Source organism: Bifidobacterium phasiani (assembly GCF_019331775.1).
In the GTDB taxonomy this organism is placed as follows: Bacteria; Actinomycetota; Actinomycetes; order Actinomycetales; family Bifidobacteriaceae; genus Bifidobacterium; species Bifidobacterium phasiani.
Map to the genome: position 1 here is coordinate 83,916 of NZ_JAHBBD010000007.1, position 25,700 is coordinate 109,615.

The 25,700-nt window shown below is 67.9% G+C and carries 16 protein-coding genes; 3 read left to right on the plus strand and 13 right to left on the minus strand.

What is annotated here, in order from left to right; genetic code table 11:
- Positions 1-119: 119 nt before the first annotated feature.
- Positions 120-1,505: an ABC transporter substrate-binding protein gene (locus KIH73_RS04490; RefSeq protein WP_219081028.1), complete on the minus strand. Its 1,386-nt coding sequence runs from the start codon at positions 1,503-1,505 to the stop codon at positions 120-122.
- Between the two features lie 440 nt (positions 1,506-1,945).
- Between KIH73_RS04490 and KIH73_RS04495 the strand changes: the two genes are divergently transcribed.
- A complete protein-coding gene (locus KIH73_RS04495; protein WP_219081029.1) occupies positions 1,946-2,950 on the plus strand; it encodes a LacI family DNA-binding transcriptional regulator in 1,005 nt (334 codons plus the stop codon).
- Positions 2,951-3,057: 107 nt separating this feature from the next.
- Here the strand turns inward: KIH73_RS04495 and KIH73_RS04500 are convergent, their stop codons facing one another.
- From KIH73_RS04500 to KIH73_RS04515, 4 genes are all read right to left on the minus strand, one after another.
- The gene (locus KIH73_RS04500) at positions 3,058-4,830 is read right to left on the minus strand and encodes a glycoside hydrolase family 13 protein (RefSeq protein ID WP_219081030.1); all 1,773 of its coding nucleotides are present in this window, start codon (positions 4,828-4,830) and stop codon (positions 3,058-3,060) included.
- Positions 4,831-5,292: 462 nt separating this feature from the next.
- Positions 5,293-6,195, minus strand: coding sequence for a sugar ABC transporter permease (locus tag KIH73_RS04505; RefSeq protein WP_219081031.1), 903 nt, complete (start codon positions 6,193-6,195; stop codon positions 5,293-5,295).
- Positions 6,192-7,589: a carbohydrate ABC transporter permease gene (locus KIH73_RS04510; RefSeq protein WP_219081032.1), complete on the minus strand. Its 1,398-nt coding sequence runs from the start codon at positions 7,587-7,589 to the stop codon at positions 6,192-6,194. The genes KIH73_RS04505 and KIH73_RS04510 overlap by 4 nt, the downstream gene beginning before the upstream one ends.
- Before the next feature lie 10 nt (positions 7,590-7,599).
- Entirely contained in the window at positions 7,600-8,832 is a 1,233-nt protein-coding gene (locus tag KIH73_RS04515; protein WP_236022578.1) for an extracellular solute-binding protein, read from the minus strand.
- Between the two features lie 262 nt (positions 8,833-9,094).
- On the opposite strand from KIH73_RS04515, the gene KIH73_RS04520 reads away from it, so the two are divergent.
- Positions 9,095-10,918, plus strand: coding sequence for a glycoside hydrolase family 13 protein (locus KIH73_RS04520; RefSeq protein WP_219081033.1), 1,824 nt, complete (start codon positions 9,095-9,097; stop codon positions 10,916-10,918).
- Positions 10,919-11,037: 119 nt separating this feature from the next.
- On the opposite strand, the gene KIH73_RS04525 is transcribed toward KIH73_RS04520, so the two are convergent.
- The 8 genes from KIH73_RS04525 to KIH73_RS04560 all read right to left on the minus strand — a co-directional run bounded on the left by KIH73_RS04525 (position 11,038) and on the right by KIH73_RS04560 (position 23,625).
- Positions 11,038-12,054: a LacI family DNA-binding transcriptional regulator gene (locus tag KIH73_RS04525; RefSeq protein WP_219081034.1), complete on the minus strand. Its 1,017-nt coding sequence runs from the start codon at positions 12,052-12,054 to the stop codon at positions 11,038-11,040.
- A gap of 475 nt (positions 12,055-12,529) precedes the next feature.
- Positions 12,530-12,961, minus strand: a complete 432-nt coding sequence (locus KIH73_RS04530; protein ID WP_219081035.1) for a VOC family protein — start codon at positions 12,959-12,961, stop codon at positions 12,530-12,532.
- 199 nt (positions 12,962-13,160) lie between these two features.
- Positions 13,161-15,425: a 4-alpha-glucanotransferase gene (gene malQ / locus KIH73_RS04535; RefSeq protein WP_219081036.1), complete on the minus strand. Its 2,265-nt coding sequence runs from the start codon at positions 15,423-15,425 to the stop codon at positions 13,161-13,163.
- A 1,109-nt stretch (positions 15,426-16,534) separates the two neighbouring features.
- Positions 16,535-17,287, minus strand: a complete 753-nt coding sequence (locus KIH73_RS04540; RefSeq protein ID WP_219081037.1) for a TraX family protein — start codon at positions 17,285-17,287, stop codon at positions 16,535-16,537.
- Positions 17,288-17,392: 105 nt separating this feature from the next.
- A complete protein-coding gene (gene pulA, locus KIH73_RS04545) occupies positions 17,393-19,390 on the minus strand; it encodes a type I pullulanase (protein ID WP_219081038.1) in 1,998 nt (665 codons plus the stop codon).
- A 664-nt stretch (positions 19,391-20,054) separates the two neighbouring features.
- Positions 20,055-20,960 carry a sugar ABC transporter permease gene (locus KIH73_RS04550; protein WP_219081039.1) on the minus strand — a complete coding sequence of 302 codons (906 nt, stop codon included), beginning with the start codon at positions 20,958-20,960 and terminating at the stop codon, positions 20,055-20,057.
- Positions 20,957-22,357, minus strand: a complete 1,401-nt coding sequence (locus KIH73_RS04555; RefSeq protein ID WP_219081040.1) for a carbohydrate ABC transporter permease — start codon at positions 22,355-22,357, stop codon at positions 20,957-20,959. The genes KIH73_RS04550 and KIH73_RS04555 overlap by 4 nt, the downstream gene beginning before the upstream one ends.
- Positions 22,358-22,377: 20 nt before the next feature.
- Entirely contained in the window at positions 22,378-23,625 is a 1,248-nt protein-coding gene (locus tag KIH73_RS04560) for an extracellular solute-binding protein (protein ID WP_219081041.1), read from the minus strand.
- Between the two features lie 368 nt (positions 23,626-23,993).
- Between KIH73_RS04560 and KIH73_RS04565 the strand changes: the two genes are divergently transcribed.
- Entirely contained in the window at positions 23,994-25,601 is a 1,608-nt protein-coding gene (locus tag KIH73_RS04565; RefSeq protein WP_236022579.1) for an alpha-amylase family glycosyl hydrolase, read from the plus strand.
- Positions 25,602-25,700 lie beyond the last annotated feature (99 nt).

The window sequence follows — 25,700 nt, forward strand, 5'->3', positions numbered from 1 at the left end:
GTCCGAGGATCCGCCGGGCGCCCTCGCCCCTGGCGGCCTGCGGGCCGCGGTCCGGTCCGCCGGGGCGCACGGCGCGCGTCGCCCCTGAGGTTGCGTCACTCATTTCTCTCTCCTTAGGGTCAGTTGTGCTCGTCGTAGTGGGCATAGCGGTCCTCCATCGAGGTGAAGGCGCTGTCCTCCATGTCCGTCTCGATCAGCTGCTGGCTGTAGGCGACGGCGGCGTCGATGTCCTGTCCGTTCTGCAGCACGTTCTCGAACGCGATGAGCGGGCTGGTCTCCAGCGTGGAGGGGGTCGGGCCCGGCCAGATCAGACGGTCGAGCCGCGGGGCGATGGCGGCCAGCATCGGGTTGGCCAGGATGTCCGCGTCGTCCTGCAGCGAGATCTTGGCGGGCAGGGAGTTGAGCACCTGCGACGCCAGGCGGATGTAGTCGTCGTTGGCGAGGATGAAACGGATGAAGTCCTGCGCGACGGCCTTCTGCTCGTCGCTCTGGTGGGTGTTGATGCCGGGCGTCGACTCGCCGTTGTAGCGGTCGTAGGCGAACGGCACGTCGTCGTCGAAGGTCGGGGTCGGGAACACGCCGTAGTCGATGTCCGGGTAGTTGGTCGCCAGCGTGCCGACGTAGGAGCCCCATTCGTAGATCATCGCGCTCTGCCCGTTGCCGAAGCTCAGGTCGCGGTCGTCGCCGAACTTGACGGAGCCGATGCCGTACTCGTCGTACAGGCTCTGCAGAAACTCGAGGTTCTCCTTGGTGGTCTCGCAGTCGTAGTTCGCGGTGGTGCCGTCGTCCTGGAACATCAGCGTGCCCTTCTGGTAGTTCAGCCCCTGCCAGATGGCGGAGTACGAGCCGTTGATGTTGAAGCCGGCCTGGACCATCGTGTTGCCCTCGACCTTGGTGAGCTTCTGGGCGACGGCGATGAGCTCGTCCCAGGTGGTCGGGATGTCGGCGTCGCTCAGCCCGGCCTCGGCCCACAGCGTCTTGTTGTAGAAGATCGCGCCGGTGTTGATCACCGAGTCGATGTACTTGACGTCGCCGTTCTCGTCGACGTGCGTGTCGACGAAGGAGTAGTCGGCCTCCAGGTCGCCGAGGTCGATGTCGTACGGCTCCATGTGCGGGCGGATCAGCGCGTCGTAGGAGTTGTGGACGTTGAACAGCACCGGGGCGTTCCTGTTGCCCTTGACCGACAGCGGCAGCTTGGTCCAGTAGTCGTCCCAGGCGACCACGGTGACGTCGATGCGCACGTTCGGGTGGATGGCCTCGTACTCGTCGATCATCGAGTAGATCGGGTCGGTGGAGGCGTTGCCCCACGTCCAGTACTCGACGGTGATCGGCTGGCCGTCGTTGACCAGGTGGTTGGGGTCGTAGATCACGGCGTCGCCCATGACCTCGAGGCCCTTGTCGGCCTGGGTGTCGACCACGGGCGCGTCGGGGTCCGCGCCGCAGCCGGTAAGCGCCACGATGCTACCGGTTGCAATCAGCGCCGCTACCAAGCGTCTGATTTTCATAGGACACTTACTCCTTTGTAAGAATGAATAGTGACGGAAACCAGTATATGACATCCGTGGCTTCCTTGAGTTTCCTATGTTTTTGATGATATTTGACTGAGTTTATTGCAACCCGTTGCAATACCGCTGTCGTTAACGCTCACACTATATACGCCTGATATCCCCCGAAAACCCCGACGTTCGGCGTGTCGCAGCTAACCGGTTCGCTGCCGTCGGCGCGGTCCGGGCACGATACAATGGCAACGGTTGCACACGGGCGCACCGCGGCCGCGGCCGGATCGCAGCCGGACCGAAGGCCGCCGGGCCGACGTCCGGCCGCCGCCTGCGGCGGAACCGGGCCGGCGCGCGGACCGCCGCACGGCCGGACCGCATGCCGGACCACGCGGCCGCCGTCCCGCAACCGCACCGCACCACCGCACCGCACCACGCAAGGAGGGCCGATGAGAGCCAGCGTCAACGACGTCGCCCGCGAGGCCGGGGTCTCGGTCTCCACCGTCTCCCGCACCTTCACCCGCCCCGAGCTGGTGTCGGAGCGCACCCGCACCAAGGTGCTCAAGGTGGCCGACGAGCTCAACTTCTCCGTCTCCCGATCCGCCGGCGCGTTCAAGAACGGCCAGACCCTGCGCATCGCGCTCGTCACCGGCGGGCACATCGACTGGTTCTCGGCGCGCATCTTCGAGGGGCTGAACTCGGTGCTGCACGAGACCGGCTACGACCTGTCCCTCTACGCCATCGACAACGACGACGACCGCGCCCGCTTCTTCGACCAGCTGCCGGCCAACCGCAACGCCGACGCGATCATCGTCTCGTCGTTCGACATCACCGAGCAGGAGTCCGAGCGGCTGCGCACGATGGGCATCCCCGTCGTCGGCATCAACATCGCCGCCACCACCGGGTTCGACGCCTCGGTCGGCATCGACGACACCGCCGCGTCCCAGATCCTCGTGAGGCATCTGGTCGCCCTCGGCCACCGCCGGATCGCGTACCTGTACGAGCGGTCGATCTCACCGCTGCGGTTCAGCTCGTACCGCCGCGTCACCGGCTTCACCGAGCTGTGCGACGAGCTGGACAGCGTGACCGGCACGCCGATCGCGGTCGAGCACGGCGACGACTTCGTCAACGCGGCGTTCACCACCCTGCTCAGCCGCCCGGACCCGCCCACCGCGATCTGCGTCCACCAGGACTCGTGGGCGATTCCGTTCTTCCTCCGCGCGCGGCGCTACGGCATCCACATCCCCGACGACCTGTCGATTGTGGGCTTCGACGACAGCGACTTCGCCGCCGAGGCCGGACTGACGACGATCCGCCAGCGGCCGCGCGAGATGGCGCAGCTCGCCGCCCGCATGGCGCTGGACCTCATCGACGGCAAGACGCCCGCCGAGCCGCACGTCACCGCGCCGGTCCAGCTCGTCCTGCGCGACTCCGCCGCCGCGCCGCCGCGGTAGCGAGCGGGCCGGCGGGCGTCACGCCCCGGATCGCACAAAACGGCCAAGGCCGCGCACCCGGCGTTCCGGGGTGCGCGGCCTTCGCCATCGCAGCGACGAACCACGGATCAGACCATCATCCACACGGTGGTATCGGCGGGCAGACGGCGCCCCTCGATCGGACCGGAGGCGAACAGCACCTCGCCGGCCGGCAGCTCGACCGGCTCCGGGCCGAAGTTCGTGACGCTGGCGAAGCGGTCGCCGCCCTCGTCGGCGCTCGGACGCGAGTACGCCACCACCTGCGGCGCACGCCCGCCGAACTCGCTTTCGCCGATCCAACGGATCGAGATGTCGCCGGTCGGCGTGAGCATCCGCTGGCGGAACGCGAGCGCGCGGCGGTACAGGTTGAGCATCGAGTCGGGGTCCGCGTCCTCGGCGTCGGCCGCGTGGTCCTTGAACCACAGCGGCTGCGGCAGGTGCGGGTCCGCGGCGGGCTTGCCGTCGGGGCGGGTCGCCGGCGAGAAGCCGAACGACGCGCCGGCGCCGAAGCGCGCGTCCCACGGCGCGGGCTGCGGCTCGTCGGCGGCGACCCACGGCAGCGGCACGCGGCAGCCGTCGCGGCCCTTCGACGCGCGGCCGTGGTCGGTGTGGAACGCGGTCGGGTCCTCCAGACGGTCCCACGGGATGTCGGCGACCTCGAACAGGCCGAGCTCCTCGCCCTGGTACACGTAGACCGAGCCCGGCAGGCCGAGCTCCATCATGATGGCGGCGCGGGCGCGCCGGGTGCCCAGCTCGCGGTCCTCGATGAAGTTCGTGCCGCTGCGCAGCAGCCACATCTCGGCGAGCTGGTGGTAGAAGCGCGTCCTGACCTGCGGCAGGCCGTAGCGGCTGGCGTGGCGGGGCACGTCGTGGTTGCTCATCACCCACGTGGTCGTCGAGCCGGACTCGCGCGCGGACTCCAGGCCCTCGTCGATGGCGAGGCGGAACTCGGCGGCGTCCCAGTTGGCCTTGGCGAACTCGAAGTTGAACACCTGGCCGAGCTCGTCCTCGGAGGCGTACAGATGCTGGTGCTCGGGCGCGACCCACGCCTCGCCGACCGCGAAGCGCGGCGGGTCGTACTCGTTGAACACCTCGCGCCACTCGCGGTAGATGTCGTGCACCTCGGGGCGGTCCCACAGCGGGTTGGCGCCGCCGTGCGAGTCGGCGTCCAGCGGGCTGCCCAGGTGCTCGAGCTCGGCCATCGAGGCGCCGTCGAGGTCCTTGGCCAGGCCGTGCGCCACGTCGATGCGGAAGCCGTCGGCGCCGTGGTCGGACCAGAAGCGCAGCGTGGTCTTGAACTCCTCGTGCACGTCGGGGTTCTTCCAGTTCAGGTCGGGCTGCTCCTTGGCGAACATGTGCAGGTACCACTGGCCGTCCTCGACGCGCTCCCACGCGGGGCCTCCGAAGATCGACTGCCAGTCGTTCGGCGGCAGCTCGCCGTGCTCGCCGCGGCCGTCGCGGAAGATGTAGCGGTCGCGGGCGGCGGAGCCGCGCCCGGCGGCGAGCGCCTCCAGGAACCAGGCGTGACGGTCGGCGGTGTGGTTCGGCACGATGTCGACCACGACCTTCATGCCGGCGGCGTGCGCGGCGGCGACCATCGCGTCGAAGTCGTCCATCGTGCCCAGCCTCGGGTCGACGTCGCGGTAGTCGATCACGTCGTAGCCGCCGTCGGCGAGGTCGGAAGGGTAGAACGGCGACAGCCAGACCGCGTCGACGCCCAGGTCCCTGAGGTACCCGATGCGGTCGGTCACGCCGGCGATGTCGCCGAGGCCGTCGCCGTTCATGTCCTTGAAGCTGCGCGGGTAGACCTGGTAGACGACCGCCTGCTTCCACCAGTCGGCATGGGTGTTGTTGAGGGTCATGTCCGGCTCCTTTCGATGTGCATGCTTTCGCATGGTTGCAATCGGTGATGACAGCGGTCGACACAAGACATCGCCGTCTTTTTAGCAGTATGGCGTTGGATAAATCGTAGCAAAGAATGCAAACGTTGTCATCAGTGTTTCATGGCGTTTCGAGCACAACGCCCCCAGCGGAACGCGACGGTAGGCACATTGGCGCTTCCGTAGGCACCTCCGCCGCGAGACGGCGACGAGGGCGATGGCGGCATCGGGCCGATTCCGCGGTTCCGCCGCGCGGCATGCGCGGAGGCGGGTGCCTACGGAAGCGCCGATGTGCCCACTCCAGCCGTCCGCCCGCTTGCCGGCGGGCGCCGCGCCGTCCGAACGGTCCGAGGCGGCCGCACGACCCGACCCGCGACAAGAAAAACGGCCTCCCGACGTCGTCCGGGAGGCCGCATCCGCAGTCATCTCATCCGAAGCCGGGCATCACCCCTTCACGGAGCCGGACATCGACTCCTGGTAGAACCGCTGCATGATGATGAACAGGATCGCGATCGGGATCGACACGCACACCGCGCCGGCGGCGAAGCGCGCGTACCAGTCGTTGATGTACTGCTGCTGCAGCATCGTGTACAGGCCCAGCGCCACCGTGTAGTTGTCCTGCGTGCGGGCGATCGAGCGCGCCATCACGAAGTCGAGCCACGGGGTCAGGAACGAGGTCAGCGCCTGGTAGACGATCATCGGCTTGCAGATCGGGATGATGATCTTCGTGAACACCTGCAGCCGCGTGCAGCCGTCGAGGTACGCGGCCTCGTCCAGCGACATCGGGATGGTGTCCATGTAGCCCTTCATCACGTAGAAGCCCGCGCCCGAGCCGGCGGCGTACACCAGGATTAGCGCGAAGATCACCACCGAGCCCTCGGTCAGGCCGAGCGCCTTGAGGATGAAGTACACGGCGATGACCGACATGATCGAGGGGAACATGCCGAGCACCAGCGCGATGTTCATGAACGCCTTGCGCATGCGGAAGCGCAGGCGGCTCATGCAGAACGCCACCGACAGCACGAAGAACACGCTGATGACGCACACGAAGACCGCGATGATCAGCGTGTTCATGAACATGCGCGGGAAGTCGAGCACGTCGGTCTGCGTGAACAGCTGCACGTAGTTGTCCACCGTGTACTCGGTCGGGAAGAACGTGTCCTGGTAGGGCGTGGTGTTCTTGTTGAAGCTCTCGAACACCACCCAGACCACCGGCAGCACCCAGATGACGCCCAGGATCGTCAGGATCGCGTAGATGGCGGCGTCGCCGGCGATCCGGCGCTTGCGCTGGTCGTGGAGGAACCCTCCACCGTTGGCGGCGCGAACGGCCGCGGTTGCCTTGCTCACCGGAAGCCTCCTTCGTTCTTGTAGGAACCGCTGCTGCGGTACGTGATCAGCGAGACGACCGCCAGCACCACGAACGTGAAGATGCCGATGACCGCACCGATGTTGTAGTCGCCGCGATCCACCGTGAGCTTGTACAGCCAGGTGACCAGCAGGTCGGTGGAGCCGGCGGACGCGCCCACCGGCGTCGGGTCGCCGCCCGACAGCAGGTAGATGACGTTGAAGTTGTTCACGTTCGCGGTGAACGTGGTGATCAGGTACGGCGTGAGCACGAACAGCATGTACGGCATCGTGATCCTCACGAAGGTCTGCCACCAGTTCGCGCCGTCGATCCTGGCGGCCTCGTACTGCTCCGCGGGGATGTTCTGCAGGATGCCCGTCACCTGCATGATCGTGAACGGGATGCCCACCCACAGGTTGATGACGATGACGGTCACGCGCGCCCACGTCGGGTCGGTGAAGAACGGCAGCGGCTGGTCGATCCATCCGAGCGCGCTCAGCACGCGGTTGACGATGCCCTCCTGCTGGAGCATGGTGCGCATGACCAGCAGCGACACGAACTGCGGCACCGCCATCGACAGCGAGAACAGCGCGCGCCAGAAGCCCTTGCCGCGGATGGTCTTGCGGTTGATCGCCATCGCGAGGAACGTGCCGAAGAAGAAGTTCAGGAAGGTCGCGAAGAACGCCCACACCAGCGTCCACGCCAGCACCTGGCCGAACAGCCCGGCGTTCACCTCGCCGGACAGGCCGAAGATCGAGGTGAAGTTCTCGAGCCCGACCCAGTCGAACAGCTGCACGTGGTCGGAGTCGTAGCTGGTGAACGCCATGCTCATCATGAACAGCGTCGGCAGGATCGTGAATCCGAGCACGCCGGCGACCGGCAGGCCCAGCAGCAGGTCGTGGGCCTTGAGGTCCGTGAACGCGCGCAGGTCGTCGACCAGCGTCGGGGCGGCGCCGTCGCGCTCCTTGAGCTTCTGCGCCTTGTAGGCGCTGCGGACGGCGACCGTCCAGAACCAGACGAAGGCCGCGATGATGAACAGCGTGGCCACGCCGTACAGCAGCACGATGACCGAGTTGTCGCCCTGGTCGTACAGCCAGTAGCCCTGCTCGTTCATGTGCTTGGTCTGGGTGCGCCAGCCCAGCGACGGGATCATCGCGATGTTCGCGACGCCCGTGCGGACGATGAAGACGACGAAGCCGATTTCGACGGCGAGGAAGGCGAGGCCCTTGACGACCTGCCCGCGCGCCAGGTTGCCCAGGCCGAGCACGACGGCGGAGAGGCGGGTGGCCGCGTCGCCGTCGCGGAACGCGGCGCGGACCGTGTACGGGGACGGCGCGACGTCGTCCGGCGACGCGGACCTGCCGCGGAGTCGCCCGATGGTGGAGGATAAGCTCATGGTGGTTCCTTTACTTCAGGGAGTCGTAGGCCGAGTTCCAGGCCTCGGTCTTCTCGGCGGCGTTGGCGGCGGTCACGTCGCCGTTGATGATGGCCTTGCCGAAGTTCTCGCACGGCTTCCAGAAGTCGTTCATCTCGGCAAGCGATGGCTGCGCCACCGACGTGTTGTTCACGGTGTCCAGCTGGGCGACGGCCACCGGGTCGTCGGCGACCTCGGAATCGGCGGCGAGCGAGGTATCGGTGGGGATGAAGCCGATGCTTTCGTATCGGCTCAGCTGGCTTTCCGCGGTGCCCAGGAAGGCGGCGAACTGGCACGCGGCGATGGGCTGGTCGCTGTAGGGGTTCCATGCGACCGCGGTGGAACCCGCGAACGCGCGCATCTGGACCTGCTTACCGTTGAGGTTGTATGACGGCAGCTGCGCGACGCCGAAGTTCTCGCCGAGCGCCTCCTTGACGTTCACCGAATCCCACGAGCCGGAAAACAGCACGTCGACCGTGCCGTTCTGGATGCCGGCCAGGCCGGCGCCGTCGGCGTCGTTGACGAAGTTCGGGTTGTTGCGCAGCCCGACCAGGTATTCGGTCACCTCGCTGGCCTTCTCCCCCGAGAAGTCCACGCCGGCGGACACGTCGGTGCCGTCCTCGCCGAAGATCGTGTTGCCGTTGCCCATGTAGAAGGCCGGCAGGTACCACGAGTTCGTCATCGGGAACGAGACCACGCCCTTGGCCAGCAGCGCGTCGAAGGACCTGACGTCCTCCTCGGTGTACACGCTCGCGTCGTAGTACATGAACCAGGTGTTGCCGCTCAGCGGCACGCCGTAGATCTCGCCGTCCTCGGCGGTGACGGTCTGGATCGACACGTCGTCGTTCTGCTCCCTGATCTGCTCGACGGCGTCGCGGCTCATCTGCCCGATGGCCCCGGCGTCGAGCAGCGTGCCGAGCTGGTCGGAGGCGTAGACGTACACGTCGGCGCCGGCGCTCGGGTCCTGACGCATCATCGTCGGCGCGTCCGCGGACGAGACGACGGCGTTGTTCCAGGTGATGTCGTATTCCGGGTGCTCCTCCTCGAACGCGCGCTCCATGGTCTGCAGCCAGGCGTCCTGCGACGACTGCTCCTCCTGGGACGTCCACACGGTGAGCGTCACGGATGCATCCGACGCGGAGCCGGGCCCGCACGCGGCCAGCCCGATCAGCATGGCGAGCGTGCACACCGCCCCGACCCGCCGCATACCTGATCTGTTCATCATTGAACTCCTTAGGGATGTTCCTTCTCTGTTCTTCGATTACCGTCAGCAATACCCATGCCCACGGCTCGCTTCAGCATACCTCGGATGTAATCGATTGTAAAATGGCCGTTCATATCCTACAATGAACAACCGTACGCAAAGCCGCTTTCGGCGACCCATATCAAAATGAAATCGGTTGCAATACCAGCCGACCGAACGCAACGGCGCACCGGGCGGACCGGCGGGCCGCGCGGCACGGAGACGAGAAAGGACGGACGAGGCCATGACCACCGAACAGCGAGCATCGCTCCCCGACACGACGCGCACGAACGGCGCGACGCCGAACCCGTGGTGGGCGAACGCCGTCGTCTACCAGATCTACCCGCGCAGCTTCCAGGACTCCGACGGCGACGGCATCGGCGACATCCCCGGCATCATCAGCCGGCTGGACTATCTCGCCGACCTGGGCGTCGACGTGATCTGGCTGTCGCCGGTGTTCAGGTCCCCGCAGGACGACAACGGCTACGACATCGCCGACTACCAGGACATCGAGCCGATGTTCGGCACCATGGACGACATGGACCGGCTCATCGCGGCCGTCCATGAGCGCGGGATGAAGCTCATCATGGACCTGGTGGTCAACCACACCTCCGACGAGCACGCGTGGTTCCAGGCCTCGCGCGACAAGGACGACCCGCACGCCGACTGGTACATCTGGCGCAAGGCACGGCCCGGATTCAAGCCGGGCGAGCCCGGGGCCGAGCCGAACCGCTGGGGCTCGTACTTCGGCGGCTCCATCTGGCAGTACGACGAGCGGCGCGGCGAATACTACCTCCACCAGTACTCCCGCAAGCAGCCGGACCTGAACTGGGAGAACCCGGCGGTGCGCCATGCGGTGTACGACATGATGAACTGGTGGATGGACCGCGGCATCGACGGCTTCCGCATGGACGTCATCACCCAGATCTCCAAGCCGTACGACGCCGCCGGGCTGCTGCCGGGCGAGGAGGGCGCCTCGGTCGACGAGCTGCCGCTCGGCCCGGAGGGCTACTCCAACGCCTTCCCGTTCTGTTCGGACGGCCCGCGCCTGGACGAGTACCTGGCCGAGATGCGCCGCGAGGTGTTCGCCGGGCGCGAGGGCTTCATCACCGTCGGCGAGGCGCCGGGCATCACCCCGGAGCGCAACCGCCACATCACCGACCCGAGAAACGGCGAACTCGACATGCTGTTCATCTTCAACCACACCGACGTGGACCACGGCGAGCAGTCGATGTGGGACGTGGTGCCGTGGAGGCTCACCGACCTCAAGGCCACGCTCGGCGGACAGCAGCGGGCCGTGGCCGACGCCGGGTGGGCGAGCCTGTTCTTCTGCAATCACGATCAGCCGCGTGTGGTCTCGCGCTGGGGCGACGACTCGAACGAGGAGTCGCGCGCGCGTTCGGCGAAGGCGATCGGCCTGCTGCTGCACATGCACCGCGGCACCCCGTACGTCTACCAGGGCGAGGAGCTGGGCATGACCAACGCCCACTTCACCTCGCTCGACCAGTATCAGGACATCCAGTCGCACAACATGTACCGGCAGCGCGTCCTCGACGCGGGGATCGTCACGCACGAGCAGATGATGGACAGCCTGGCGCAGATGAGCCGCGACAACGCCCGCACGCCGATGCAGTGGGACGCCTCGAAGTACGCCGGGTTCATGCCGGCGGACGCCGACGTGGAACCCTGGCTGACCGTCAACCCGAATCACGAGGTCATCAACGCGGCCGCCGAGGTGGACGACCCGCGGTCGGTGCATGCGTTCTACAAGCGGCTGATCGCCCTGCGGCATGAGGATCCGACGGTCGCCGCCGGCGACTGGACGCTGGTGGATGCCGATGACGAGTCCGTGTACGCGTTCACCCGCACGCTGGGCGACGAGACGCTGCTGGTCATGGTCAACATGACCGGCGGCGGCGCCCGTATCCCAAGCGAATGCCGCGGACTGCTCGGCGGCGAGATCGATGCCGATGCCGTGCTGATCGCCACGTACGATCCGGAGCATGCGGCGCGGTCGGCGAGCGCAGGCGCGCTGGCCCCGTGGGAGGGCATGGTCGTGCGGCTGTGACCGCCCCGCCGCCGGCCGCGATGCGGCCGTGCCGTCGGACGTCGCCGCGATCGGCGTCGGCGGCACGGCCGTGTTGCGCGCGCCGCGCGGCTGCGCATGGCACGTGGGGGAAGGCGGAATCAGCGCGGCGAGTCCGAGCCGCGCAGCATGAGCTGGATGGGGGCCGTCTCATGCGGGTGGTCGAGATGGTCGCCGTTGATCAGGGCCAGCACCTTGTTCGCGGCGACCACTCCCATCGTCTCCGGATGCTGGCGGACCGTGGTCAGCTGCATGACCTCGGCGTAGGTGCCGTCGTCGAACCCGACCATCGAGAAGTCGCGCGGCGCCACATGCCCGTAGCGCGCCAGGCGGTACAGCAGCGGCACGGCGAACATGTCGGCCTGGCAGCAGATCGCGTCGGGGAACTCGTCGAGCGCGAGCAGGCTGCTCAGCGCCTCGTTGGTCACCTCGGTGTTGCGCGGCACGTGGATCACCTGCCACTGCAGGTCGTGGCTCCCCTCGTTCTCCCGGCACGCGCGGATGAACCCCTGCTCGCGCAGGTCGGTGCTGCAGGTCATCGACGGGATCGTGGTCGAGCACACGTACACGAGCCGCCGGTGCCCGGTGTTGATGAGGTAGGTGGCAGCCATGTGCATGCCGGCCACGTCGTCGATGCTGATCGAGGCGTCGAAGCCCTCGGTCCGCGGCACGTTGATGCCCACCAGCGGGATGCCGTTCTGCCTGAGCTGCTCGATCTGCCCCCGTTCGACGTCGAACGACGCGACGATGACCGCGTCCGTGTTGCCCCGCACCGGCATCGTCTCGAAGAAGTCGCGCCGGGATTCCGCGTCGTCGATGTCCTGGTACACCGTGATGTCGTAGCCGGCCGGCTGCAGCACGGAGTTGAGGCCCATCAGGACGGAGGCGTTGAACCAGCTCGTCAGCTGCTGGTTGATCAGCAGCGCGATGCGGTAGGACCGCCCCTGCTTGAGCGCCATGGCCGAACGCGAGGTCTGGAAGTTGAGCCGTTTCGCGGCCTCCATCACCTTGCGGCGGGTCTTCTCCGACACCACCTCCGGGTGGGACAGCGTGCGCGACACCGTCGCCGTCGACACGCCGGCGGCCTCCGCCACGTCACGAATCACGGCCTTGGCCATGTGCGTCCCTCCCGCCGGTCGATCGATGCGCCGCGCGCCGATTCGCGCGCTCCCCAACCATCCTACGCAATCCCGCACGATCCGCCCAAACCGTGGCGCGCCACGGCCGCCGAACGCAACAGTAGGCACATTGGCGCTTCCGTAGGCACTTGTGCCGCGGAATGACGGCAACGGCGATGGCGGCATCGGGCCGATTCCGCGGTTCCGCCGCGCGGCGTGCGCGGAGGCGGGTGCCTACGGAAGCGCCGATGTGCCTACTCCAGCCGCCCGGCCCGCTCGCCGCCGGGCGCCGCGCCCGTTCACGCGCGCCCGGACCATCTTCCACAACTCCGCGCGCACCCATCACGGACAGGCGTCGCACCGCAGCACCGACAAAAGCCGTCGTCAGAAGTCCGATACGGCGTCATTGCAGATATGTTGCCGCATAGAGTGCCCCGAACAACCCGGCTGGCCGTGCCCGACCGTTCGCACTCCGTCAGAACCGCAGCAGCCCGTCCTCGTCGTACCGGAAGTCCGGACCCCAGGCGACTTCCCAGTAGTATCCGTCGGGGTCGGCGAAGTAGGCGTGGTACCCGCCCCAGAACACGTCCTGCGGCTCCTTGACGACCGTGCCGCCGGCACGCCTGACAAGCCCGATGACCTCGTCCACCTCGTTACGCCGCTCCACGTTGTAGGTCAGCGTGATGCCGCCGAATCCGTCCGCGATGCGCGGCGGGTCGTCCCCACCGATGTCCTTCGCCAGTCCGTCGAGCGGGAACAGCTCGAACTTGGTGCCGGGAGTGTCGAAGAAGCACACGCCCGGCTCGTCGTCCGCGCAGGTGGCCCGGAACCCCAGGCCGTCCCGGTAGAAGCGGACCGACCGCCGCATGTCACGCACGCCCAGGCATATGCAGGTGATCTTGTTCATGCCTATATCCTCCGTTCGGCAGGCCCCATCCGTCGCATCGCGCCCGCGGACGGAAAGACTCCCCGCCCCACGCGGAAGTATGGGACGGGGAGTCTGCAAGGGATAGGAGACAACAACGATTGGTTTCGGGCCGCGACCGCAGTTCGCGGCCCTGGTCGTGCCGGCGCGCCGTGCTGCCCGGGCACGCCGGCACGGCCGGTCAGGCCCTGCCGTTGAGCACGGCGGCCAGCGACTGCACGCGCGGCAGGTCGAACACCTCCTCGGTATGCACCACCTGGCCGGTCTCGTCGGCCAGCGGGATGCGCCAGTTCGGATACTCCCAGCTCGTGCCGGGCTGGTTCTGCGTGCGATGCTCGCCCACGCCGTCCACCAGCGCGGCCTGCACCAGCACCGACGGGGCGTCCAGCAGCATGGCGTGCATCGCCTCGACGACCCGCTGGATCACGGCCTCGCGGTCGGCGGCCGCGTCCTCGTCGGCGGCGTCCATCTCGCGCAGCTCGTCGGCGATCTGCTTCGGCAGGTAGTCGCGCTCGACGAGCAGGTCGAGCATCGCGTTGACCTCGCCCTGCACCTCGGCGCGGAACTGCTCGGCCGGCTCGTTGAGCAGGTTCAGCCGCTCGCGCAGGTCGACGTGCTCGAGCTTGAGGTAGCCGGCGGTCGGCGGCAGGTCGTGCGTGGTCACCGAGGCCAGCGCGTAGCGGCGGTAGTCCTCCGGCGGCGAGTACGGGTCGCCGGCGTTCGGCGAGTTGTCGACACGGGAGAACCATTCGACGGCGGTGCCGAGCACGCCGTGGTCCGCCAGGATCTTCGAGACGTATTCGGGCACGGTGCCCAGGTCCTCGCCGATGACCACGCCGTTGGCGCGGGTGGCCTCGATGGCGAGCACCGACAGCATCACCTCGTGGTTGTAGGTCACGTACGCGCCGTCGCGGGCGGTGCGGCCGCGCGGGATCCACCACAGGCGGAACAGGCCGAGCACGTGGTCGATGCGCAGCGCGCCCGCGTGGGCGAACATGTTGTGCACCATCTCGCGGTACACCTTGTAGCCGGTTTTCTCCAGGTACTGCGGGCTGAACGGCGGCTGGCCCCAGTCCTGGCCCAGCTGGTTGTAGAAGTCCGGCGGCGCGCCGACGGTCACGCCGTCGGCGAAGCGTTCGGGGCTCCACCACACGTCGGCGCCGAGCGCGTGCACGCCGACCGCCATGTCCTGCATGAGGCCGAGCGCCATGCCGGAGTCCTTGGCGGCCCGCTGCGCGGCGCCGACCTGCTCGTCGGCGATCCACTGCAGCCAGCGCTGGAACTCGAACTCGTCATGATGCTCGCGCACCAGGTCGGCGACCTCGGGCGAGGTCTTCGACGTGCGGAAGAACCAGGAGTTCTCCTCCCACGGGGCGCCCCACACCTCGAAGGCGAGGCACCAGGTGGCGAAGGCGTCGAGGTCGGGGCCGGCGGCGCGCTTGAACGCGGCGAACTCGGCCTCGCGCTCCTCGCTGCGCGGCTTGTCGAAGATGATGCGCAGGGCCTTGCGCTTGGCGTCCCACGCGGCGTTGATGTCGATCGGCTCGACGCTGTCGTTCTGCGCGGCGACGCCGTCGTGCAGCGCGGTCACCTCGGCCAGCTCGGCCTCGTCGAGCCGCGCGTATTCGGCGATGTCCTGCGGGCGGATGTAGGTGACGTTCAGGAAGCGGCGCGACTCCGGCAGGTACGGCGAGGGCTGCAGCGGCGGGACGGGCGCGCCCGCGTGGATCGGGTTGATGAGCATGAAGTCGGCGCCGGACTTCTCGCCGGCGTCGTGCAGCAGACGCCTGAGGTCGCCGTAGTCGCCCACGCCCCACGAGTCGGCGGAGCGCACCGAGTACATCTGAGTCATCCAGCCCCAGCGCTGATGCCGGCGCACGGCCTCGGGCAGCTCGATGCGCGGCGGGGCGGCGATGATCGTCGCGCTGCGGCGCACGCCGCCGACCTGGACGTTGAGCGTGTGGTAGCCGACCGGCAGGTCGTTCGGCAGGTCGAGGACCAGCTGCTCGCCGAAGTCGCGGTCCGTGTCCGTGCGAGCGTGGGCCTTGAGGTCGTGCGGGTACGCGGTGCCGTCCTCCAGCGTGATCGTGATCGACACCAGGGAGTCGGCGGAGCAGCGCACCGGGACGCTGGTGGTCCGGTCGGTCAGGGCGAGGATGGTCGGCGGGATCAGCTCCTCGCGCTTGCGGCACTCGACGTCGAGCAGCGACTTGCTGATGGCGGCGGGGTTCGACGCGTCGACGCCGAGCGAGGCGAGCACGGCGACCAGCACCTCGTCGCGGATCTCGACGTAGGCGCCGAGCTGGTCGAAGTACGACGTGGAGACGCCGCACGCCTTGGCCAGTCGGATCAGCGGGCGCGACAGACGCGCCGGGCTCTCTTCGCGTTGGGTCGGGGGTTGCACGTTCTGCTGCTCTGCCGAAACGGTAGCGTCGTTGCCGGTCATCTTCCCTGCTTTCTTGTGTTCGGTGTCGTGGTACGGCGAGTCCGAGTCGTCGACGGCGGTGCCGGGCTGACGGTGTGCAATCGTCGTTGATTTCTCGTGCCGGAACCCGTGGAACCGGGATGCCTTGCCTTGCATGATGCCGACCCCGATGCCAGCGTGTTCAACTGCCTCATACGATAGCCCAGAATGCTAACGTTTGCAAGCGCGTTTCGCGGCGCATGTCACGCGGGCGCGCCGGCCGATGCCGCTCCCGTATTCCCGCAGATTATCCGACTCGAGGCCATCGTTGGCGCAACGGCGCATCCTCAGGTTTGGCCCCGAATCTCATGCCCCAGTATGCATACGTATCCAATCCGGCGTATCCCGCCATGATCCACCCATGCGGCGAGTGCCCTGCCTGGTCGCGGTACGGTACGGAACCCCTTCCCCTCGCACGCAGCCTCGCCGCACCTTGGTACGGTACAGTACCCAATCATCCACACTCCGCCACACACACCTTGGTGCGGTACGGAACTCCAAACACCCTGCTCCGGCCCCCACCGTACCGTACCGCGGTACGGTACGGAATCACAACCCTTGGAAATCCGCCATTCCCGATCGGCTTCCGTACCACGGTACGGTACGGAACCATGCTCGCAGGCGTGTCACGGATTGCGTACCACGAGAGCCTCAACGCGCCTGCGGGCCTTTGCGGACACAGACATCTCCGGGCACGCACACATGCACGCGCACAACCACCCCCGGAGCGCACATGCAGCCATCTCGACATGCGCACATAGCCACCCGGTATACGCGCACAAACCACCCCGGCATACGCGCACAACCGCCCCGCACGCACACACGGGTGTGGTACGGACGGCCGACGAACACGATGCCGTCAATCCCCTGGCGTGCACACACAGGGTTGACGGCTCCTCAAAGATGACGACCATGGGCCAACCACTCGGCGCGCACGCACACGGAACTTCAGCTTCCGCGCGGCCCTGCTGTGCGTAGACGGCCCCCGGCACGCGCACACAGGCGCGGCACGGGCGGCCGACGGGCACGACACCGCCAACCACCCGGCGTGCACATGCAGGACCCGTCGCCGGCCCGAAGGCCCGGCGACGCTAGAGCAGCCCGAAGACCAGCAGGTGCAGCGGATAGAGCACGTAGAACACCCAGCGCACCCACGGGGCCGGGTAGCCCTCGCGCCCGGAGCGCCAGTGCAGCAGCATCACGCCGAGCGCCGGCAGGATGAACGACAGCGCGCCCAGCGCGCCGGCCGTGAACATCATCGTGTTCTCGCGCGCCGGCAGCAGCCAAAACACCAGCGCGAACGCCAGCGTCAGCAGCCCCTCGTTGACCAGGCCGAGCCGCAGCCCGACGTTGAACATGAAGATCCACATCAGCGCCGCGATGAACACCAGGATGCGGATGCCCCACGAGGCCACGTCGTGCCGCCCCTGGAACGCGTTGAGCACGATCAGCACGACGAGCGTGATGCACAGGCCCCACACCGGGTTCTGCGAGCCCATGTCGAACACCCGATGCGAGGTCGCCAGGTCGTACGGCACCTCGGAGACCACCGCCAGAACCGCCAGGCGCCCCAGATACCAGCCCGCCGAATGCGTGTGGCGGAAGCCGTTGACCAGCAGCCAGGCGTAGATCGGCACCGCGCACCACGAGACCGCGTCGGTCAGGATCGCCCCGGTCAGGCTGCCCATGTCCGCCGTGTTCAGGTCGCCGAGCCGCGGCTGCAGCAGCGCCGTGCTCGCCGTGCCGACCATGACGAACAGCAGCGCGATGATCTTCAGCGCGAACGAGGTCAGTCCCTTGTGGTTGTCCCCGGAGGCGTCCTTGCTCGTCGAGCGTGCGGACATGTCAACCGCCTTTCCTGTGCTTGTGCCGTTATATGCGTTATATGGCTTCATGTGGCTTCGTATGTTACCGCGCCGTCCGGCCCCCCGCCGGACGGCATGTCGGGCCTAACGCCGGCCGTCCGCCTCCCAGACCGTCAGCGAGCGCCGCGGCAGCCGCAGCGTCGGGCCGCCGGCCTCCCCCGGCGCGGCGGCGTGAGCGTCCTCCCCAGCCACGGTCATGGCGCCGCCGAACGCGGCGAGCGTCGCGGCGGAGTCGGCGATCGGGCGCCAGGACTCCCCGCCCGCGACGGACAGCTCGACGTCGGCGTCGGTCGGGTTCGCGCAGATCAGCAGGTCGCCGGCGCGCGTCGCGACGACGCCGGCCGGCGAGGGCAGCGCCTCGTGCACGGCGCGGCACAGCTCCGGATGCGCCCGGCGGATGGCGATGAGCTCGGCGTACCAGTCGCTCAGCGGCGCCATGCGACGCGCGCGCGACCAGTCGAGCAGGTTGAGCTCGACCGACTGGTCGAACGAGTTCGAGCAGCCCATCTTGGTGCGGGCGAACTCCTCGCCCGCCAGCATGAACGGCAGTCCGGCCGCGGTCAGCACCAGGCCGGCGGCGATCGCGTTGGCGGCCAGCATGTCGGCGCACGCCGAGGCGTCGTCAGCGCGGTAGTCGGTCTCGGCGGGCTCCCGGCGCATCGTGGCGCACAGCTTGTCCCACAGGGTCAGGTCGTCGTGCGCGGAGACGTACTGCACCAGCTGCATCGTGTCGTTCGGCTGGGGCACGCCGCCGCGCCAGCCGTCCACCGCCATGCGCACCTGCGGGGCGAACGCCGTCGCCAGGCCGTTCACGAAGCCGCCGAGGTCGGGGTAGAGCACGTGGCCCTTGATCGCGTCGCGGGTCGAGTCGCAGAACCAGCCGACGCGCGGGTCCAGGCCCAGCGCGCCGCCCTTGTCCGCCAGGATCGTGCCGGGTTCGGCGGCGCTCACGGTCGCCGACCACGGCTCGCCGTACATGAGGATCGACTCGCCGCCGGGCAGCCGGTCGAGCGAGGCGCGGACCTGGTTCATCGTCTCGACGTCGATCAGGCCCATCAGGTCGAAGCGGAAGCCGTCGATGTGGTATTCGCGGGCCCAGTACGTCACGGATTCGACCAGGTAGCGGCGGAACATCGGGTGCTCGCTGGCCATGTCGTCGCCGCAGCCCGAGCCGTCGGCGAGCGCGCCGTCGTCGTCGCGGCGGCAGAAGTATCCGGGGACCATCCGCTCGAACCAGTTGTCGGCGGAGTACATGTGGTTGTAGACCACGTCCATGACGACCTTGAAGCCGGCGCGGTGCAGCGCGGCGATCATCTGCTTGCATTCGCGGATGCGCACCTCGCCGTGGTAGGGGTCGGTGCTGTACGAGCCCTCGGGCACGTTGTAGTTCACCGGGTCGTAGCCCCAGTTGAACTGGCCGTCGTCGGGGCGGGTCTCGTCGACGGATCCGTAGTCGTAGAACGGCAGCAGCTGCACGCAGGTGACGCCGAGCCGCTTGAGGTGCTCCAGGCAGGTCGGGAACTCCCCGGCCGTGCCGCCGAGGCGGGTGCCGTCGTGGGTGAAGGCGAGAAACCTGCCGCGATGCTCCGACGGCACCCCGCTGGCGGGGTCGTTGCTGAAATCCCCGATGTGGGTCTCCCAGACGACCAGTTCCCCTTCGGGGATGGCAGGCCCGCAGTCGTTCTGCCACCCTTCGGGGTCGGTGGAGGCAAGATCGATGACCATGCTGCGCGCGCCGTTCACGCCGGCGGCGCGGGCCCACGGGTCCGCGCCGCGGTGCTCGGCGCCGTCGTCGAAGCGCACCACATAGTCGTAGTAGACGCCGGCGTGATTGCCGGGAAGAGTCAGGTGCCAGGATCCGTCGGCCCCGCGCTCCATCTCGTGCTCGCCGAGGTCGCGGGCGCCGGGCTCGCCGTCCGATCCGGTGGCGAACAGGCGCAGCGTCACGGACTGCGCGGTGGGCGCCCAGACCGTGAAGATCGTGTCGTCCGAGCACAGGGTCACGCCGAGGTCGCCGTCGTATACGGGCAGGGTCGAGATCGGGTTGACGGTACGTCGCTGGTAGTCGCTGGGCTGCGTCATTGGAACTCCTGGCGTGGTGGGGCCGCGGCTGCGGCGGGGATGGGCATGGGATGGGCGCCGCGCGGCGGCGCGTGCCTGCGGCCGTGTCCGGCTGCGGGCGGTGGGGGTCCGGTCCGCCCCGCCCCCGGTAGCAGGAGGAATGGGGCGGGGCGTCCGGACGTATGGAGGGGACGCGTGTGGGTGCGGGCGGGGAGGTCGGCTTCGAGGCCGCCCCGCCCGCGGTCCGGGCCCGGTGGCTGTCGCCCGGGCCGGACGGATGGGGTGCAGGGGATGCGGGCGGCGCCGTGCGGTGCGGTTTTGGCCGCGGACCGGGCGGCGGTCCTCCGGCTTGCCTGGCGGACCGCTCGGCGGAGCCTGGTGGGGAGTCCGCCGGGCTTCCGGCCGGGGGGACTGAGCGCGGACTCAGCCCTTGACCGCGCGCCTCCGGCATCCCGCGATTACGGACGGCCCGCGGCCGGCCTGATCCGGCTCCGCCGCTCGCACATCGCGGCTCCGCCTGCGGACCGGTCGAAAGTCCACCGGACTTTCTTGGCGGACCGCAGCCTGCAATTATCGACTCCGCCTGCGGCGGAGACTCATGGCTGCCTCGCGGCCCTTGGCGGGCCGCTCGGCGGAGCCTGGTGGGGAGTCCACCGGACTCCCCACCGAAGGGCTGAGCGCAGGCTCAGCCCTTCACGGCTCCGCCCATTGCCTCCTGGTAGTAGCGCTGCATGATGATGAACAGCACCGCGATCGGGATGGAGATGATGACGGCGGCGGCCGCGAAGCGGGCGAACCACGAGTTCAGGTACTCACGGCTGAGCATCTGGTACAGGCCCAGCGCCACCGTGTAGTTGTCCTGCGTGCGGCAGATCGCCTTGGCCATCACGAAGTCGAGCCACGGGCCGAGGAACGCGGTCAGGGCCTGGTAGACGAGCATCGGCTTGCAGATCGGCAGGATGATGAGCCTGAAGGTCTGCCAGCGGGTGCAGCCGTCAAGGGCGGCGGCCTCGTCCAGCGACATCGGGATGGTGTCCATGTAGCCCTTCATGACGTAGAAGCCCGCGCCGGCGCCGGCCGAGTAGACCAGGATCAGCGCGATCGTGACGCCCACGCCCTGGGTCAGGCCCATGGACTTGAGGATGAAGTAGATCACGACGACGGACATGATGTTCGGGAACATGCCGAGCACCAGCACGACGTTCATGAAGGTCTTGCGGAAGCGGAAGCGCAGACGGCTCATCGAGAACGCCACGCACAGCACGAAGAACACGTTGATCAGGCACGAGAACACGGCGATGACGAACGTGTGCAGGAACATGCGCGGGAAGTTCAGGATGTGCGTGTCCGTGAACAGCTGCACGTAGTTGTCCAGCGTGTACTCGGTCGGGAAGAACGTCGAGTTGTACGGGCCCGGGTTCTTGTTGAAGCTCTCCAGCAGCACCCACAGGACCGGGATGATCCAGATGACCGCGAGCACCACCAGCAGCAGGTGGCTGAGGATGTCGCCGACGATCCGGCGCTTGCGCTGGTCGTGCAGGAACGGATTGCTTTCGGCCTTGACAGTGGCCGACTGGGTTGCATGGCTCACCGGAAGCCTCCTTCGTTCTTATAGGAACCGCTGTTGCGGTAGGTGATCAGCGAGACGATCGCCAGCACGACGAACGTGAAGATGCCGATCACGCCGCCGAGGTTGTAGTCGCCCTGGTCCACCGTGAGCTTGTACAGCCAGGTGATGAGCAGGTCGGTGGAGCCCGCGGTGTCGCCGACCGCGGTCGGGTTGCCGCCGGACAGCAGGTAGATGACGTTGAAGTTGTTCACGTTGCCCGTGAACGTGGTGATCAGGTACGGGGTGAGCACGAAGACCAGGTACGGCATCGTGATCCTGGTGAACGTCTGCCACCAGTTCGCGCCGTCGATCTTGGCGGCCTCGTACTGGTCGGCCGGGATGTTCTGCAGGATGCCGGTGATCTGCATGATCGTGAACGGGATGCCGATCCACAGGTTGACGATGATGACGGTCACGCGGGCCCAGGTCACGTCCGTGAAGAACGGCAGCGGCTGGTCGATCCAGCCCCAGGACATCAGCGTGCTGTTGACGGCGCCCTCCGGCTGGAGCATCTGGTTGATGGCCAGCAGGGACACGAACTGCGGGATCGCGATCGACAGCGAGAAGATCGCGCGCCAGAAGCCCTTGAAGTGGGTGGTCTTGCGGTTGATCACCATCGCGAGGAACAGACCGAAGAAGAAGTTCAGGAACGTGGCGAAGAACGCCCAGACGAGCGTCCAGATCAGCACGCTGACGAACTGGTCGGCGGTCACCGCGCCGGTGTCGGCGAACAGCGAGCTGAAGTTCTGGAAGCCGACCCAGTCGAACAGCAGGACGTGGTCGGAGTCGTAGCTGGTGAACGCGATGCAGACCATGATCAGGGTCGGCAGCACGGTGAAGATCAGGATGCCGATCACCGGCAGGAACATCATCGAGACCTGCGCGTTGCGGTCCGTCAGGTTGTGCCAGTCGTCCATCAGGCTCGGGGCGGCGCCGGTCTCGCGCTGGAGCACCTGCGCCTTGTAGGCGCTGCGCACCGCGTACGCCCAGAAGACCACGAACAGCACGGTGATGAACACCGTGGCCACGCCCGCGGTCAGCAGCAGCACCGAGTTGTCGCCGGCGTCGTAGTACCAATAGCCGTCGATCTTCTCGCGGGTCTGCGTGCGGTAGCCGAGCGTGCCCAGCGTGACCAGGCTGCCCGCGCCCTGCACGACCATGTAGACGATGTAGGCCACCTCGACCGCCAGGAAGAACAGGCCCTTGACGACCTGCCTGCGGGCGATGTTGCCGGCGCCGAGGATCAGGAACGACAGGCGCGTCAGCGCGTCGCCGTCCGTGGCGGCCGCGCGCAGCGTGTAGCGCGACGGCGGGATGTAGTCCGCCTTGCGGCGGATCAGTCCGCGCTTGGCGGGGCGCGGAGTAGCGGTTGCTTCCATATTCAAACCCTTCCCTTATCTCACATCAGGCTCTCGTAGGACGCCATCCACGATTCGGTCTGCTGGGCCGCGTTGTCATGCGTGACCTCGCCGTTGTAGATGGCCTTGCCGAAGTTCTCGCACGGGGTCCAGAAGTTGCTCATCTCGGAGAGGGACGGCTGGACGACCGAGGTGTTGGCGATGGTGTCGATCTGCGCCTGGGCCACGGCGTCGGCCTCGACCTCCGGGGTCGCGGCGACGATGACGTCGGACGGGATGACCGAACGCATCTCGTAGTGCGCCTGCTGCGAGTAGGTGCCGGAGAGGAACGCGGCGAACTGGTCGGCGGCCTTCGGGTGCTTGGAGTACGGGTTCCACGCGTACACGGTGGAGCCGGCGAACGCCTTCATCTGCACCTGCTGGCCGTTGAGCGTGAAGCACGGCAGCTGGGCCACGCCCCAGTCGTCGCCGAGGTTCGCGCGCACGGTGGCGGCGTCCCAGTTGCCGGTGAAGACCACGTCGACCGAACCGTCCTTGAGGCCGGCCAGGCCGGAGCCGTTGGCGTCGAGCACGAAGTTCGGGTTCTCGCGCAGCGAGACGAGGTAGTCGGTCACCGCGGCGCCGGTCTCGCCGCCGAACTGGACGCCGGACTCGGCGTCGGTGCCGTCCTCGCCGAACAGCGTGCCGCCCGCGCCGATGTAGAAGGCGGGCAGGTACCACGAGTTCGTCAGCGGGAAGGAGACCTTGCCCTTGGCGAGCATCGCGTCGAGCGACTTGATGTCCTCGTCCGAGAACTTGCTCTTGCGGTAGTACATGAACCAGGTGTTGCCGGCCAGCGGCACGCCATACACGTTGCCGTCGGATCCCTTGACCGTGTCGAGCATCGTCTCGCTGCCCTCGGTCTGCTCCTCGAGCTGGGCCATCGTGTCGTCGCTCACCTGGCCGATCGCGCCGGCGTCGAGCAGGGTGCCGAGCTGGTCGGAGGCGAAGGTGTAGACGTCGGCCGCGACGGTCGGGTCCTGCTTGGCGACGCCCGCCGCGTCGGCGGAGGCGACGACCTGGTTCTTCCACGTGATGTTGTATTCGGGATGCTCCTCCTCGAAGGCCTGCTCCATGGTCTGGAGCCAGGAGTCCTCGTTGGCCTGGTCCTCCTGGGACGCCCAGACGACCAGGGTCATGTTCTCGACGTCGCCGTCCGACGCCGTGCCGTCCCCGCAGGCCGCCAGGCCACCTGCGAACAGCGCGCACGCCGCGGTGGCCGCCAAGGCCTTTTTCCATCGTGCAATCATCGTTGATTTCCTTTCTTCGGGTTCCGACTGCGGTATCTGAACCCGCAATGCGCTTTGAAGCCCCCCCCCCGAAGGAGGATACGGCGTCACGACGCATTGCTTTGCAACAATATATACCTGTTTGCGAACGTTTGCAAGTCAACGACCCCCACCCCTTTCACCCGAATTATTTAGCTTCTGTTCGGTAACGTCATTTTCCCGATACCGTATTATTGGAAACGTTCGCACCCGCCCTGGCGTCCGCCGCCCGCCGTATGCCGCGCCGGCGGCGGGAAGGCGGCACGGCACGCGGCGGCGGGGAGAAGAGGGCATACGATTGTTACCGCCGGCGCCGACGACGCGCCGCCGACCTACCGAAAGGACCGACGTTGACCGACACGTTCCCCCGCCCGGAGTGGCTTGAGACCGCACGCTTCTATGAGGTCTACCCGCAGAGCTTCGCCGACTCGAACGGCGACGGCATCGGCGACATCCCCGGCATCACCGCGCACCTCGACTACATCCGCGACCTCGGCTGCAACGCGCTGTGGATCAACCCCTGCTTCGACTCCCCGTTCAAGGACGCCGGCTACGACGTGCGCGACTACCTCAAGGTCGCCCCCCGCTACGGCACCAACGACGACCTCATCGCGCTGTTCGACGCCGCCCACCGGCGCGGCATGCACGTCCTGCTCGACCTCGTGCCCGGCCACACCAGCGAGGAGCACCGCTGGTTCGACATCAGCGGCCGAGCCGAGCGCAACGAGTACTCCGACCGCTACATCTGGACCGACACCTGGCTGTCCGACGGCGGCGGCCTGCCGTTCATCGGCGGCGAGGCCCCGCGCGACGGCGCCTACATCATCAACTTCTTCAAGTGCCAGCCCGCGCTGAACTACGGCTTCGCGCGCGTCGACCGCCCCTGGCAGCAGACGACCGACTCCCCCGCCGCGCAGGCGACCCGCCAGGCGATGATCGACGTGATGCGCTTCTGGATCGGCCAGGGCTGCGACGGCTTCCGCGTCGACATGGCCAACTCGCTGGTCAAGCACGACGACGACGGCAAGGCCGAGACGATCCGCGCCTGGCGGCAGATGCTCGGCACGATCAAAAGCGAGTACCCGCAGACCGCGTTCGTCTCCGAGTGGGGCGTGCCGGACCAGTCGCTCAAGGCCGGCTTCGACATGGACTTCTACCTCGACTGGAGCTGGGAGCGCAACGGCTACAACCGCCTGTGCCGCGACACCCCGGCCGCGCTCGACGCCGAGCACGACCGCAGCTACTTCTCGGCCCGCGGCGGCGGCAGCGTCCACGGCTTCCTCGACCAGTACCTGCCGCAGTACGAGCGCACCAGGGACAAGGGCTACTTCTGCCTGCTCACCTGCAACCACGACACCCCGCGCCTGGCCCCGCGCCTGAGCGAGCGGGAGCTGGCCGTCGCGTACGCCATGATCCTGACGATGCCCGGCGTGCCGTTCCTCTACTATGGCGACGAGATCGGCATGCGCTACCGCGTCCTGCCCACCAAGGAGGGCGGCTACACCCGCACCGGCACGCGCACCCCGATGCAGTGGGGCGACGGCGCCAACCTGGGCTTCTCGAGCGCCGACCCGGCCGACCTGTACCTGCCGGTCGACCCCGCGCCCGACGCGCCGACCGTGCGCAGCCAGAGCGAGCGCGCCGACTCGCTGTACCACTGGGTCCGCGCGGTGCTCGCCCTGCGCGACGCGCACCGCGCGCTCGACGCCGGCGCCGCGTTCGACGTGGTCGCCGCGCCCGAGGACGGCCGGCTCTTCGCGTACCTGCGCACCGCCGCGGACGGCGGCGAGCGCCTGCTCGTCGCGGTGAACCCGGGCCTGTCGGCCGAGTCGTGCACGCTGCCGGACCACGCCACGTCGGACGGAGCGCCTACGATGGTGCTCACACGCGGTGACGCGGTTCTCGACGGGGAGTCGCTGACGCTCGGCGCGCAAAGCGTCGCCGTCATCGCCGTGTGACACAAGGAACGGTGATGGTGCACATGGGCTTGGGCGTTCGCAGGATCCGCACGGCCGCCGCGTCCCACAACGGGGGCGGCGCACGGCGGTATGACGTGG

Excerpts from the sequence above, each read along its gene's own strand:
- KIH73_RS04490 (WP_219081028.1), bottom strand. The coding sequence starts at position 1,505 with ATGAAAATCAGACGCTTGGTAGCGGCGCTGATTGCAACCGGTAGCATC.
- KIH73_RS04495 (WP_219081029.1), top strand. The coding sequence starts at position 1,946 with ATGAGAGCCAGCGTCAACGACGTCGCCCGCGAGGCCGGGGTCTCGGTC.
- KIH73_RS04500 (WP_219081030.1), bottom strand. The coding sequence starts at position 4,830 with ATGACCCTCAACAACACCCATGCCGACTGGTGGAAGCAGGCGGTCGTC.
- KIH73_RS04510 (WP_219081032.1), bottom strand. The coding sequence starts at position 7,589 with ATGAGCTTATCCTCCACCATCGGGCGACTCCGCGGCAGGTCCGCGTCG.
- KIH73_RS04515 (WP_236022578.1), bottom strand. The coding sequence starts at position 8,832 with ATGATGAACAGATCAGGTATGCGGCGGGTCGGGGCGGTGTGCACGCTC.
- KIH73_RS04520 (WP_219081033.1), top strand. The coding sequence starts at position 9,095 with ATGACCACCGAACAGCGAGCATCGCTCCCCGACACGACGCGCACGAAC.
- KIH73_RS04525 (WP_219081034.1), bottom strand. The coding sequence starts at position 12,054 with ATGGCCAAGGCCGTGATTCGTGACGTGGCGGAGGCCGCCGGCGTGTCG.
- KIH73_RS04530 (WP_219081035.1), bottom strand. The coding sequence starts at position 12,961 with ATGAACAAGATCACCTGCATATGCCTGGGCGTGCGTGACATGCGGCGG.
- malQ (WP_219081036.1), bottom strand. The coding sequence starts at position 15,425 with ATGACCGGCAACGACGCTACCGTTTCGGCAGAGCAGCAGAACGTGCAA.
- KIH73_RS04540 (WP_219081037.1), bottom strand. The coding sequence starts at position 17,287 with ATGTCCGCACGCTCGACGAGCAAGGACGCCTCCGGGGACAACCACAAG.
- pulA (WP_219081038.1), bottom strand. The coding sequence starts at position 19,390 with ATGACGCAGCCCAGCGACTACCAGCGACGTACCGTCAACCCGATCTCG.
- KIH73_RS04555 (WP_219081040.1), bottom strand. The coding sequence starts at position 22,357 with ATGGAAGCAACCGCTACTCCGCGCCCCGCCAAGCGCGGACTGATCCGC.
- KIH73_RS04560 (WP_219081041.1), bottom strand. The coding sequence starts at position 23,625 with ATGATTGCACGATGGAAAAAGGCCTTGGCGGCCACCGCGGCGTGCGCG.